Raw genomic sequence first — 13,568 nt, 5'->3', positions numbered from 1 at the left:
AGGCCTTAGGCAAAAGGTCTTTATATTTTTATAAAATGGCTTTTTTCTTTAGCTCGATGCTTATTGCCTAAAAACTTAAATTTAAGTATCTGGATTTAGGCTGTAGGCTTTAAGCTGTAGGCCTTAGGCAAAAGGTCTTTATATTTTTATAAAATGGCTTTTTTCTTTAGCTCAATGCTTATTGCTTATTGCCTATTGCCTATTGCCTATCGCCTATTGCCTAATGCTTATTGCCTATCGCCTGAAAAATTCGTACTAACTTAACTCCAAAATCAGCATTCATAAAGTCGAATTTATCGATTTGTGCCTGTTTACAAAAAAATGGTATCTATGATACAAAAAATCTATCGAGGATGGTGGGTGTTGTTAGGTTTGTCGCTTGTATATATTGGCTCCAATGGATATGGAATTTATACAATTCCATTGTTTTATCCAAGTATTTCAGAAGAGCTTTCTTTGTCCAAAGGCCTCATTACGCAAGCGCCAAGTAACATGTACTTGGTATTAGCCTTGTTTTCTCCCTTTTGTGGTTGGTTACTAGACCGTTTTGCGCCGCGATTAATTCTGGGTATTGCAGCATTTTTGATGGCCTTGTTGTTTGTGTTTTTTCCATACATAGCATCATTTGAGCAATTAAAAATCTATTATGTGTTTTTTGGAATTGCGCTTAGTTTGGGTGGGGTTATTCCAAGTGTATATTTGATTAGTCGATGGTTTGAAAAACGTCGTGGCTTGGCCTTGGGCATATTTTTGAATGCTTCGAGCTTGGGAGCTACATTAATTAGCAAACCCACAGGGCATTTGCTAGAAAGTGAGGGGTGGAGCGTTGCTGCTACTTATGTTGGTTTACCAATTGTTTTATTGATACTTTTGGCACAACTACTCTTGAAGAATCGGCCATCTTCGTCAGAAATAGAAGGTGAATTAGTCCCAAAACTAAGTTCCTCATCGGAGGTTAAGCTCAAAGATGTGCTCCGTCAAAATACATTTTATACGCTTTTGATGGCAACGGCAGTTTTATGGTTTTGTATAAACGCCATCTTGTTTAATAAAGATTTGTTTCTGAGTGATTTGTCGCTAAAACCCTCCGAAACCGCCAGCTTTGCCACCTTATTTTTCTTTTGTAGTATAGTTGGGAAGCTAATTTTTGGTTATATCAGTGATAAAATACAAAAGAAGGCCGCCATGCTTGGGTCTGTTGTGGTGTTGGGTTTAGGAGTCTTTTTTTTAAAACTGTGTCTACAACATTCTAGCTTGCTACCGTTAGCAGCTATTATTTTAGGGATGGGATATTCGGGTGCCTTTACCATGATTCAGCTACTAATTGCCGAGCATTATGCAGGTAAATCTTTCGGTTTAATTTTGGGGGTCTTTACGATGGTTGATACCCTTGCGGGAAGTATCGGGATTCGAGCCGTGGGTCAGCTTAGAGCACAGACTGGTTCTTACAACGATGCTTTTTTATTAATGATTATACTTTGTATCACGGCGATTTTGTTGATTTTAGTAACTACAAAGCGTAAAGTCGAATACTACTAGGTGTAAGGAAAGATTAAATCAATAGTATAGCTGAGGTAAAATTTGATTGTAATTTTTTGATTATGAGTGACTTCAAGTAGTCAATATGGTATTAACGCATAACGTTTTCCTACTTATGCTAAAAACTAGTTACTTCATTTTACCTAAGCTAATCAAAGTTATAGAATATCGAAAACGAGAATTTTGTCAAAAGGGCAGATAGTTTAGCGAAAGCAATTCTTTACATTTGTTAACATAATACATTAAGAAAGTAATTTTATGGAAATACGAAACCCACGAACTGGCAAATTTGATTTTTCTATCCAACCTATAGATGCAAATAGTGTACGTTCTAAAACTATTTCATTAAGGGCATCACAGCCAGGATGGTTGGCCAAAGGAATTGAGCAGCGCGTGAGGGTTCTTCAACAGTGGCATACCCTTATTGAAGACTATTCCACAGATTTGCTGGAATCATTGATTGATGATACAGGTAGAAAAACAGAATCTGAGAAGGAGTTGAATTATGTATTAAGAGCGATTGACAGCTGGTGCGAAATAGCCAAAAAGATACTAAGAGAGCCCGAAAATATGGCTACGTCTATTCCTGTATTAAAACTCCAAAATCATTATGAGCCTTTTCCGTTGGTTGGGGTAGTGAGTGGGTGGTGCTTCCCTTTTGCGCATCTTATGAAAGAAATTATTCCTGCTTTACTTGCTGGAAGTTCCGTCATTGCAAAACCCAGCTGTGTGACACCGCGTTTTGTACGAACCCTCAACCATACCATTCACCGAACTAGAGGACTTCGAGAAGTACTGTCGCTAGTAGAAGGAACCGACGAAATTCTTGAGCCACTTTGTTCTAATGTAGACTTTGTTTGTTATAATGGAACGGCCACAGAGGCAAGACAAGTTTCAGATATTGCCCATAAGTTATTCAAACCTTCATCTATTCAGCATGGGTTAAAAAATACCGTTATTGTTACCGAAACTGCCGATTTGGAGAATGCCTCCTCTGCGATTTTGTTGGGTGGTTTTTGGAATGCAGGTCAATCTTCCTCGTCTATCGAGCGAGTGTATGTGCATCGTAATGTATATCATTTGTTTTTATCGCGCCTTGTTGGTAAAGCAAATTTGATTCGATTGGCCTATCCGACTACCGATTCTGGTCAGATTGGCCCAATTATCGCCGAACCCCAAATTAATATCATCAATGGTCAGCTTTGGGAGGCACTCGAAAATGGTGCTAAACTACTAACAGGCATAGGGCAATGCGAGAAATGGGAGGGAGGATACTACTGTCGTCCAACTATTATCACCAATGTTAAACCTAGTATGAAAATCTTGAATGAGGAAACACTGGCACCAATCTTGCCTGTAATGGCCTATCAGGATACAGAAGAAATTTGTGAATGGGTAAACGGAATCACTCAAGCGCATTCAGGTGCTATTTTCTCAAAAACAGCCACTGAGGCAATTGCATTAGGTGATAAACTTTCGATACCCTATCTATCCATCAACGATATAGCCTTAGAGGAGGTTTTACAGGTAGGGCAACATCCTCAAACAAATCCTGAGACCTTAGAATTTGAAGGGACTTTTTCGAACTACAAAAAGTTTTTTAGAAAAAAAACATTTATTATCAATACTCAAAAACCTTTTGGCATAGGTTGGATAAAATCTTAGGTATGGCTATGGTATCTGATTAAGTTCGGATACCATTTTTTATTTATTCAAAATCAATGATTTAATGAAATTCTAAGGAATTATTCATGAGATGTTGAAGCTTTAAAGCTTGTTTTGCAACATAGATATGACAGTTACTCATCAAATCAAAATTCTATGCAAATCAAACTTACCACAAAAATGAAAGAACCATCTCCTAAAAGAACACCTTTTGGGGTAATATTACTGAGCTCATTTTTGGTATTATCGATCTTGGCCAATATCTTCCTTAGCATATCGGAATATTCTTGCTCGAAGCGTTTGTCAGAATATAAAAATTTAAACGATTCGATACGTATTCAGCACGATTTACTTTTACAACAGCTTCACTCGTACTCTCAATCCGCTGAAAATCAGTCTGCTCATTAAAACCTACATTTAATCCCCAAAAAACATACGTAATGACCACTTTGATGATTATTATTTTTGTGGTGGGCTATCTTGCCATCACCTTAGAACACACAATTCACATTAACAAAACAGCCACCGCCTTGCTCACAGGTGTATTGTGCTGGGCAGTGTATGCCCTTTATTCGTCGGAAACACATCTTGTTGGAGAGCAATTGTCTCATCATCTGGGAGATATCGCCGAAATTGTGTTTTTCTTACTCGGCGCAATGACCATTGTCGAATTAGTGGACGCACATGATGGCTTCGCCATTATTACTCAAAAAATTAAAACCGAGAATATCAAGCATTTGATGTGGTTGGTGGCTTTGCTGACCTTTTTTATGTCGGCCGTACTCGACAACCTTACAACTGCCATTGTGATGGTTTCGCTTTTAAGAAAAATATTAGTCTCAAGTGAAACCCGCAAAATAATGGTAGGTTTGGTAGTAATTGCAGCCAACGCTGGAGGCGCCTGGTCTCCATTAGGCGATGTTACCACAACAATGCTTTGGATTGGCAAACAGGTAAGTGCTATGGGAGTAATTACTCAACTTATTATTCCGAGTATTGTATCCTTGGTTGTGCCTTTAATTTATTTACATTTTACCATAAAGCCCAAAGGAAACCTCTTTTCAACGCGAGTTGACAATGCTTTGTCTCTTCCGACTGCCGAAAGAAATCTGATGTTTGCCGTGGGGCTTGGAGCATTAATATTTGTTCCTATCTTCAAAACAGTTACGCATTTGCCTCCTTACATGGGAATGCTTTTGGGACTGGGATTTGTGTGGTTTGTGTCTGAATTAATACACAAAAATAAAGATGATGAAACCAAATCGAAGTATTCGGCAGTCCATGCTTTAAGAAAAATAGATACTCCAAGTATCCTTTTCTTTCTTGGAATTTTGGTAGCCATAGCAGCATTAGAAAGTACCGAGCAGTTACATCACTTTGCCGAATGGATGAACCAAACCCTCGGTAATCAGGATTTGATAGTTTTTGTGATAGGGATAGCGTCGTCTATTATTGACAATGTTCCTTTAGTAGCTGCCTCGATGGGGATGTATGATTTAAAAACGTTTCCAACAGATTCCAAATTATGGGAGTTTATGGCCTATTGTGCCGGAACAGGCGGAAGTATGCTAATTATTGGATCAGCAGCAGGTGTGGCAGTAATGGGGATGGAAAAAATAGATTTTATGTGGTATTTCAAGAAAATTACATTTGTGGCTTTTTTGGGTTATGTGGCTGGTGCTTTGGTCTATTTAGGGCTATATTCATTCACTCATTAAGCATAAAATCAGGGATTTTTGCTAAAATTGTGCAAATAGTATATTAATTATTGCTAATAGTAGCACTTTTAACACGAATATTTTTTAAATTTTGGTGTTTTTTCGGATTCAATACCAAAAAATTAGCAAATGAAGGTATTCACAATACATTGTTGTAAATTTGTAAAACCTTATTTTACTGATTTGGTTTGCTAAGGTCAGGGATTCGAATTCAACGCTTTCCCTTTTTTCAACTATAATCCAGTATTAAACGCATAACTCTAAGTGAATATGAATAATTCTATAAAATATCTTTCCATCGGCGCTGCAGCTCTTTTCTTAACCTCATGTACAGAGTCAAAGCAATTAGTTGCTTTGCAACAACAAGTAGCACAGTTAGAAAATACCTTGAAAAAAGAAAGAGAAGAGAATGTTGAACTTAGTAGTTTCCGTTTCAGTCTCGAAAGCCAGTTCAAAAAGAAAACAGAAGATTACGTAAAGTGCCAAGAAGATGGTAAAGAAACCATGGAAAGCTTGTCGGAACGCTACAATCGTTTGTTGACTGACTATAACCAACTTTCGGCTAGTTATGAGGTTTTGGACAAGTCAAACAGAGAACAAGTTGAGGCTACCAAGGCTCGTATTTCGGAATTAGAGTCTCAGTACAAATCTGCAGCCAGCAAAAAAATAGTGACTAAATCTAAAAGAAAAAGAAGAAGATAGGTTTTCTTTACGTTTATAGATGATTTAACGCCCTCCTGTATAGCCTACAGGAGGGCTTTTTTTTCTTAAAATCTTCTAATTTTTTTTTAATATGACTTTAATCATTCCAGATTGTATTTTTTGTAATTTCAATTCGTTACTAGTTTGTAATTAATATTTGAATTAAATCCCTGTAAGAGTTATGGAACGTATGAGAATCGAAAAAATCTTAGTGCCTATTGATTTCAGCCTAACCTCAGAAAATGCTTTGAAAGCAGCAATTCAAGTCGCAGAAAAACATCAGGCAAAACTGTACTTGCTACATATTATTGAACCAGGCATCATGATGTTTGCCCAAGATGGTAGTTTGATTGTTGATTTTACCTCTGAAAGCATAGATAAAGAACATGAGAAACGTTTAGAAAAACTCTATGACCGCTTCAAGGGTAAAGGTTATTGGGAGGTAGAAAGTATTGTGAAACACGGTGAAGTAACTCCAATGATTGTAAAAACCGCTGAAGAAATAGAGGCAGATTTGTTGGTTATGGGAAGTCATGGCACAGAAACTAGCTTAGATGACCTTTTGGGGACAAATGCCTACAGCGTGGTGAAACGTGCAAAATGTCCTGTTTTGACTATTCCAACTCACTATCATTGGGAAGGTATTCATAAAGTATTATTCCCGATTCGTTCGGTATTGGGTGCATTGGATAAATATCCTATTACCGAGGCACTTTTATCACCATCTGATAATCCTGAATGGTTAATCGTTGGATTGAGTGATCAAGAAAGTCAAGATGATAAGGCAAAAGTTGAAGAGTTTGTAGGGCAATTTACCCAATTCTTGGAAAGTCAAAACAAACAATTTACGCTGTCTAACTATTCAGGGGCTAATTTGGCAGCAAGAGTACTCGAAATGTCAAATGCTGAAAACGCAGATTTGATTGTGATGACTACCTCTACGACGACGTCTTTTGCCAAATATTTTGCGGGAAGTTACTCTCAACAAGTGGTGAATCATTCAAGAATACCTGTGCTGTCGGTAAGCCCTGAAATTTCGATTAAAATCAAAGAAAGCGATGCTACTCCAGAAGAGATTTTGGAAAACCTTGGATACGGGTATCCATTTTCGGGTACAGTGCTCTAGGAGTTGAACCTAAGTTGATTATTGGTGATTTTTATTAAAAAAAAACTCAAACAGGCCTTGGCAACCAATTCCCTGTTTGAGGTTTTTCTATTTTACAAGCCTCGAAATCATGATGCCTGTTTGTGAACTATGCTTCGCTAGGTATTCAGCAAGTGGTTCTGGCGAAATAATAACCTCTTTTAAATCTTGTGAGGCATGTAATAAATGTACTCGCCCATTGACTACAATCGCCAAGCCTTGATGCGAAATATCCAAACCATTTTTTGAGGTTGTAATGGCAATAATATCGCCATTTTGAATACACGACTCTTTCTTGGCCACCTCAGCCTTTGGGATATAGAAGAAACTTTTGCGCATTAATTCAATCTCTGCCATTTTTACCGCCTCAAGGGCTCGATAATCTTCGAGTTGAGGATAGAGCGGCAAATGAGAGGTCATAAACGACACAGTTTTCTTATAGGGTTTTCCAGCACAGGCTTGTGTTTGGTCTTTAATAAGTCCTTTTCTTTCGTTTTCTTTCAACCAATCGGTAAAATAATGAAGCCTAGAGCCATAACCATTTACATGACCAAAACGATAGCGTAGGGTTTCGAGATTTCGTTTGAACTCCTCATAAGAACCATTTTTGCATAGCGAAATAGCCAATACCGACTCAACCAAGGTTGAACAGTCAAATTCTCGAAGATTGACTATTACACTTTCTTTTTTGCTTTCTAAAGTGTGAGCTACATAGGGTTTGCCCAAAAATGTCTGAGCAATTTCAATTACTCTTTGACCTTTTTCTGAGCTGTATTTTTTTTGAATAGTCGCTTCAAAAATACTTTTATCAGATTCTTGAGCCATTGCAGCCCAACTAGTCCCACAAAATAAAAGGTTTAAGGCAATTACCTTAAACCTTTTTAACGAATATGCTTTTTTAAATAATGACACGGTAGTAGTAATAAAATGTTTACGCTTTATTTCTTTAACGCAAGATTAAAACTTCTTATTGGAAACTTATCCCGATTAATTATGCTTTTGTCGATTTAAAAATAGAGAGACATATACCTAAAAATCTATCTACTAACAGCTTAAGCCATGATTTGCAAAGCTTATTTGATTACTAGACAAAATTGAATTAACTAATTCAAGGCTGAGTTTTAGACTCATTTTTTTAAATAGTCTAAACACCAAAATCTCAATTTTCATTTTGTCCAGCAATCAGAGAGCTTATAAATTATACCAACTTTTATGATTTTTTTTCCTTCACAAACATGACAGAGATTGCTCCCAAAATCATGAATACGCCCGCTAATAGTAAAGCATAAACAGAATTGGAGCCATAAACATGCTTCACAATCATACCACCAAAAATACCATTGACGATTTGTGGGAAGGTGATAAAAAAGTTGAAAATGCCCATGTACACACCCATCTTGTGGATAGGAATGCTATTAGCTAAAATTGCATACGGCATTGCCAAAATACTGGCCCATGCAAAACCGATTCCAGCCATGCTAAAAATTAAATAGTCTGGGTCGGTGATGAAGAATATCGAAATTAGCCCTAATCCCCCACAAATTAGCGAAAACGCATGAGTAGTTTTTTTGCCAAATAGTGTAGCAATTTTGGGTAAAGCTATAGCGTAAAGCGCCGAAATACCGTTGTAAATCCCAAATAAAGAACTCACCCAGTCACCAGCATCGTTATAGGCCTTTGAGCTATGATCTTCTAAAGGCAAACCATATACCTGATGTGCAATAGCTGGAGTAGCGTAAACCCACATAGAAAATAAGGCAATCCACGAGAAAAACTGCACCAAGCCCAATTGCTTCATTGTTGTAGGCATTTGAGCAAAGTCTTTGAAAATATCTTTTAAACTAGCTTGGTCGTGTGATTCATCTTCAAAACCAAACGATTTTCTCTCAGCAGGAGAGTATTCTTTTGTGGTAAAAACTGTCCAAAGAATGGCTGTTAAAATCACAATAGAACCTATATAAAATGAGTAAAGAACGTTGTCTTGTACGTTTCCGTTGATAGACTCGTTCGATATGTTGAATACTTTATTAAGAATAGTAGGAAGAAAACCGCCTGCAACTGCTCCAATGCCAATTAAGGTAGTCTGTACCGAAAAACCTGTGGTATTTTGTTCTTCAGGCAAGTTGTCGGCTACCAAAGCTCTAAAAGGTTCCATCGCAACATTAAAAGAGGCATCCATAAACATCAAAAAACCTGCTCCTAATACTACTGCAGGAAGGATACCTGCCAAAAATGAAGCATTGGGCATAAAAGCCAATGCAACTGCTGCTAAAATGGCTCCTGTTAAAAAGTATGGTTTCCTACGACCAAATCGTCCCCAGGTGGTATCTGAATAATGCCCGATAATTGGCTGAACAATCATGCCTGTGAGTGGTGCGGCCAACCAAAACCAAGAAAGGTGTTCGACGTCGGCGCCATACGTTTGAAGAATTCGAGAGGCATTGCCATTTTGAAGGGCAAAGCCAAATTGGATACCCAAGAAACCAACGCTCATATTGATAATTTGCGCCAGACTCAAGGAAGGTTTATTAATTTTTTTCATGTTTATGGTTAATGGATTATTGGGTGAAAGTGTAAAGTTTTATTCAAATACAAAACTCTACACTTTCAAATGTACTATTTTTTAGAAGAAATCTCATAAATTACCGCCGAGTTTGGCGCAACTTTAATAGAGATAGTATCCTTTGCATTGATTTTTTGAGAGCCTTTTGCTTCGTAAGCACCTTTCAAGGTATAAGTACCGTTAGGGTCAAGTCCCATTACCGACCAAGCACCATCTGGAATGTGAAGGTTGATGTTTTTTTCTTGAAAATGGTCAAAATTACAGACTATTACCAATTTTTGATTTTCGCTGTAACGTAAATAGGAATATACCTTACGACGGTCATATTCATGATTTTGAATGTATTGTAGGTCGAAGAATGCGCCTTTTTGTACTGCTTCAGAACCATTGACAAACTTCAACAAACCTTTATAAAATGCCTGTAAATTCTTTTGTTCCTCTGTCAAGCCTGCGCCATCAAATTTACCTCCATTCATCCATGCCTGATGAGAAGGAACTCCCCAGAAATCAAACATGGTAGTACGGTCATCAGCTTGGTTAAAGCCTTCTTTCCCATCTGCTTTTTCCCCTAATTCTTGACCGAAGTATATCATCATTGGTCCTGTGTGCAGTGTAGCGGTAACTACCATTGCAGGCACTGCCGCAAACGGATTTCCTTTGGCAAAAGCAGGTGTATTGATACGTTGCTCGTCGTGATTTTCTAAGAAACGTAACATGTGTTCCGAAATATCCCCCGATTCATGTTGCCATACGCGTGTTATATCTTCGACCGTTGCTTCGTGTTTATTTTCAACCAATCTTCTTAGTCCATCATACAAGCCAACTTTGTCATACAAATAGTCGAATCCTCCTACCTTGATATAGTTGTGGTATTCGCGAGGGTTGTAGATTTCTGCGATAAAAACCATTTCTGGATACTCTTTTTTAATTGCAGAAGTGGCATATTGCCAAAATTCCACGGGTACCATTTCGGCCATATCACATCTAAAACCATCGACACCTTTGGCAGACCAATATTTTAAAATTTCTACCATCTTAATCCAAGTAGAAGGAACTGGGTCAAAATGGCGACTTCGTCCATTGAGAATATCTACCCCATAATTTAATTTTACAGTCTCAAACCAGTCATCGATGGTAGGTTTTGCTGAGAATACGTCGTTACCCGAAGCTTTGGCTGGTGACTCGATGTATGGCCCTTCAGGTTTGACAGGAGGATTTACTCCATCAGGAATTTGAAACTGCGTGTGTGGGAGATAATAAAAATTATTTTGTGGGTCAAAACCTTTATTTATGTCATCATCTTGACCAAAATCACGTACACCCGCAGGCTTCATATCCGAATGATATACACGTGCTACGTGGTTTGGTACAAAGTCAATTACTACCTTCAAACCATTTTTATGAACTCGGGCTACCATTGCCTCAAATTCTTCCATTCTTTTACTTGGTTCTGTCGCAAAAAATGGATTTACATCATAATAATCTTTGATGGCAAAAGGCGAACCACAACGGCCTTTTACCACATCAGGATGGTCTTTTGGAATACCTAACGCCGTTAAATCTTCCATCGTTGCATGTTCAATAAGACCAGTCATGTACAGATGTGAATAGCCAAATTTTTTCAATTCTTTCAACGCCTTATCGTTGATGTCTTTGAATTTTGTTACTCCGTTTTCGGTAGCAGAACCATTCATTTTATTGGTTGAATTGGTATTGCCCCAAAGGTGGAACATCATTTGTAGAATGACTAACTTGTCGTTTTTCTGGGTCATAATCTTCGTTTTCTCGCTTGATTTAGTTTTTGTCAGGGATTTATCTTTATTCTTTAATTTACTAGAATTATTGTTGTTGACCAAAACTTGAGTTTTAGTTGATTTTTTAGTTTGCGAGAAGGATGCCAAATTCAGGAAAAGGCCTCCCAATATTGTTATGAAAATGAAGTGTTTTTTATGCATTTTTAAAATAATATTTGGCTATTAGCACAGTTTAGCACAGATTCAATTCTTTTTAATGCTTTATAGCTTTGTGAAAATTTTGCTCGAATTTAAGATTTTATTATTAGGATTTTCTTCATTTTATTTGAAAAATTGCAAACTTTTAAAGTTGTCATGAAGCTACATGCTTCGTTTTTTTTGTACTTTGTATATGTATTATTGGATTGGCTATTTTGCCTTATTACTCATATCCAATAGCTTAATGACTTATTTTTCCATTAACCATCTCTTTATAAACATGAAAAAAACAATTTTATCCTTGATGCTTTTGGGAGGTACTTTTTTGGGTATTGCTCAAACACCAAGTATCCAACGTGTAAACCCTACCAACTGGTGGGTGGGTATGAAAAACCCATCTTTACAATTATTGGTATATGGTAAAAACTTAAAAGGTGCTGATGTCAAAATCAATTATCCTGGCGTTACGCTTCAAAAAGTTAATACGGTAGAGAATCCCAATTATTTATTTCTTGATTTGACTATTGCCCCCGAAACCAAAGCAGGAACTTTGAATGTAGAAATGACTAAAACCATTCAGGTGCAGAAGGGGAAGAAAAAAATAGTGGATCAAATCGTAAAATTGACCCAACCTTTTGAGTTGCGTGTACGTGACAAAAAACCACAGACCGTAAATTCTAAGGATTTTATCTATTTGATTTTGCCAGATAGATTTTCGAACGGCGACCCAAGTAATGACAAGTTTGACGATATGGCTGACAAAATTTCAGACCGTAAAAATCCCTTTGCACGCCACGGTGGAGATTTGAAAGGGATAACGCAACATCTTGATTATTTCAAAGAATTGGGAGCCACGGCGCTTTGGTTGAACCCAGTAATCGAAAATGATCAACCTCAGACAAACGAAGGTGGTGCCATGCGTTCGGCGTATCATGGTTATGGGTTTACCGACCAATATAATGTTGACCGTCGTTTGGGAGGCAATGCAGCCTATTTGGAAATGGTTACAGAAGCTCACAAAAAAGGCTTGAAGGTAATTCAAGATGCCGTTTATAACCACGTGGGTATCAACCACTGGATTCTGAAGGATATGCCCTCAAAAGATTGGTTGAATCAATGGGATAATTATACCAATACTTCTTATCGTGATGAGCCAGTTGTAGATGTATTGCATGGCAATAAAGCTGATTTTAAAATTCAGCAGAACGGCTGGTTTGTTCCTTTTTTGCCTGACTTAAATCAAAATAATCCATTTGTCGCCAATTATTTGATTCAGCACGCTCTTTGGACTGTGGAGTATTTTGGAATTGACGGTTGGCGTGTAGATACGTATCAGTACAATGATTTACCGTTTATGAATCGCTGTAATGCAGCTCTCTTTGCAGAGTATCCAGATATGTTTATTACGGGTGAAAATGCGGTGCAGAATATCTACAGTCAGGCGTATCATGTAAAAAATAATATCAATTTGCCTTTCAAAAGTAATTTGCCATCACCCAATGATTTTGTTTTGCAAACAGCTATCAATGATGCTTTGAATCAAAATTTTGATTGGGGAAAAGGTTTCAATCGTATTTATCAGGTATTGTCGATGGACGCCCTTTATCAAAACCCTGATTTGAATATGACTTTTGTAGATAATCATGACCAAGACCGCTATTTCTCAGTAATTGGTGAAGATTTAAACAAATACAAATTAGGTTTAGGCTTTTTGTTGACTACCAGAGGTACGCCTCATTTGTATTATGGAACAGAAGTATTGATGAAAAACTTCAAAAATCCATCAGATGCAGAAGTTCGTCAAGATTTCCCAGGCGGTTGGGCTGAGGATACAGTGAATAAATTTACCGCGAATGGACGCACAGAGAAAGAAAATGAGGCCTTTAATTTTGTGAAAACATTAGCTAACTTCCGTAAAAACTCATCTGCATTGACTACTGGAAAATTGATGCAGTTTTTACCACAAGATGGTATGTATGTATATTTCAGATACGATGCACAACAAACGGTTATGGTAATTATGAGTCAAAATAAGGATGACAAGGAGTTATCTACCGACCGTTTTGCGGAGATTTTAGGTGGTTTTTCAACTGGTAAAGAGGTTGTCTCTGGTAATATGATTTCTACTTTGCAGAAAATCAAGGTTCCGGCGATGTCAATTCAAGTGATTGAGTTGAAATAATGAAGACAATGAAAGAATGAAGACAATGAAAGAATTAAAGAATGAAGGGAATGAAAGAATGAAATTTAGTATTCCTAATCAGGACTGTATGAGGATTATGTTT

At 37.4% G+C, this 13,568-nt stretch carries 10 protein-coding genes; 7 read left to right on the top strand and 3 right to left on the bottom strand.

The genetic code is table 11. The features are described 5' to 3' along the window. Positions 1 to 330: 330 nt before the first annotated feature. The 6 genes from ACOVQ4_RS23115 to ACOVQ4_RS23090 all read left to right on the top strand — a co-directional run bounded on the left by ACOVQ4_RS23115 (position 331) and on the right by ACOVQ4_RS23090 (position 6,750). Positions 331 to 1,539, top strand: coding sequence for an MFS transporter (locus ACOVQ4_RS23115; RefSeq protein ID WP_421822948.1), 1,209 nt, complete (start codon positions 331 to 333; stop codon positions 1,537 to 1,539). A 258-nt stretch (positions 1,540 to 1,797) separates the two neighbouring features. Then, a complete protein-coding gene (locus ACOVQ4_RS23110) occupies positions 1,798 to 3,204 on the top strand; it encodes an aldehyde dehydrogenase family protein (protein WP_421822947.1) in 1,407 nt (468 codons plus the stop codon). Positions 3,205 to 3,360: 156 nt separating this feature from the next. Then, positions 3,361 to 3,612, top strand: a complete 252-nt coding sequence (locus ACOVQ4_RS23105; RefSeq protein ID WP_421822946.1) for a hypothetical protein — start codon at positions 3,361 to 3,363, stop codon at positions 3,610 to 3,612. Positions 3,613 to 3,644: 32 nt separating this feature from the next. Then, positions 3,645 to 4,922 (top strand): sodium:proton antiporter NhaD, encoded by a 1,278-nt coding sequence (nhaD, locus tag ACOVQ4_RS23100; protein ID WP_421822945.1) that lies wholly within the window; start codon positions 3,645 to 3,647, stop codon positions 4,920 to 4,922. A gap of 270 nt (positions 4,923 to 5,192) precedes the next feature. Continuing rightward, positions 5,193 to 5,624, top strand: coding sequence for a hypothetical protein (locus ACOVQ4_RS23095; protein WP_421822944.1), 432 nt, complete (start codon positions 5,193 to 5,195; stop codon positions 5,622 to 5,624). Positions 5,625 to 5,805: 181 nt separating this feature from the next. Then, the gene (locus ACOVQ4_RS23090; protein ID WP_421822943.1) at positions 5,806 to 6,750 is read left to right on the top strand and encodes a universal stress protein; all 945 of its coding nucleotides are present in this window, start codon (positions 5,806 to 5,808) and stop codon (positions 6,748 to 6,750) included. 87 nt (positions 6,751 to 6,837) lie between these two features. On the opposite strand, the gene ACOVQ4_RS23085 is transcribed toward ACOVQ4_RS23090, so the two are convergent. The 3 genes from ACOVQ4_RS23085 to ACOVQ4_RS23075 form a co-directional block, all read right to left on the bottom strand. Further along, positions 6,838 to 7,593 (bottom strand): N-acetylmuramoyl-L-alanine amidase-like domain-containing protein, encoded by a 756-nt coding sequence (locus ACOVQ4_RS23085; protein WP_421822942.1) that lies wholly within the window; start codon positions 7,591 to 7,593, stop codon positions 6,838 to 6,840. A 385-nt stretch (positions 7,594 to 7,978) separates the two neighbouring features. Next, the gene (locus ACOVQ4_RS23080; protein WP_421822941.1) at positions 7,979 to 9,310 is read right to left on the bottom strand and encodes an MFS transporter; all 1,332 of its coding nucleotides are present in this window, start codon (positions 9,308 to 9,310) and stop codon (positions 7,979 to 7,981) included. Positions 9,311 to 9,384: 74 nt separating this feature from the next. Continuing rightward, a complete protein-coding gene (locus ACOVQ4_RS23075; protein ID WP_421822940.1) occupies positions 9,385 to 11,103 on the bottom strand; it encodes an alpha-amylase family glycosyl hydrolase in 1,719 nt (572 codons plus the stop codon). 460 nt (positions 11,104 to 11,563) lie between these two features. Between ACOVQ4_RS23075 and ACOVQ4_RS23070 the strand changes: the two genes are divergently transcribed. After that, the gene (locus tag ACOVQ4_RS23070; protein ID WP_421822939.1) at positions 11,564 to 13,465 is read left to right on the top strand and encodes a glycoside hydrolase family 13 protein; all 1,902 of its coding nucleotides are present in this window, start codon (positions 11,564 to 11,566) and stop codon (positions 13,463 to 13,465) included. Positions 13,466 to 13,568 lie beyond the last annotated feature (103 nt).

The sequence above is a fragment of the Flectobacillus sp. genome (assembly GCF_049240685.1).
Taxonomy (GTDB): domain Bacteria; phylum Bacteroidota; class Bacteroidia; order Cytophagales; family Spirosomataceae; genus Flectobacillus.
Note: the sequence above shows the minus strand (reverse complement) of the source record. Positions and strands in the feature narration are given on the sequence as shown.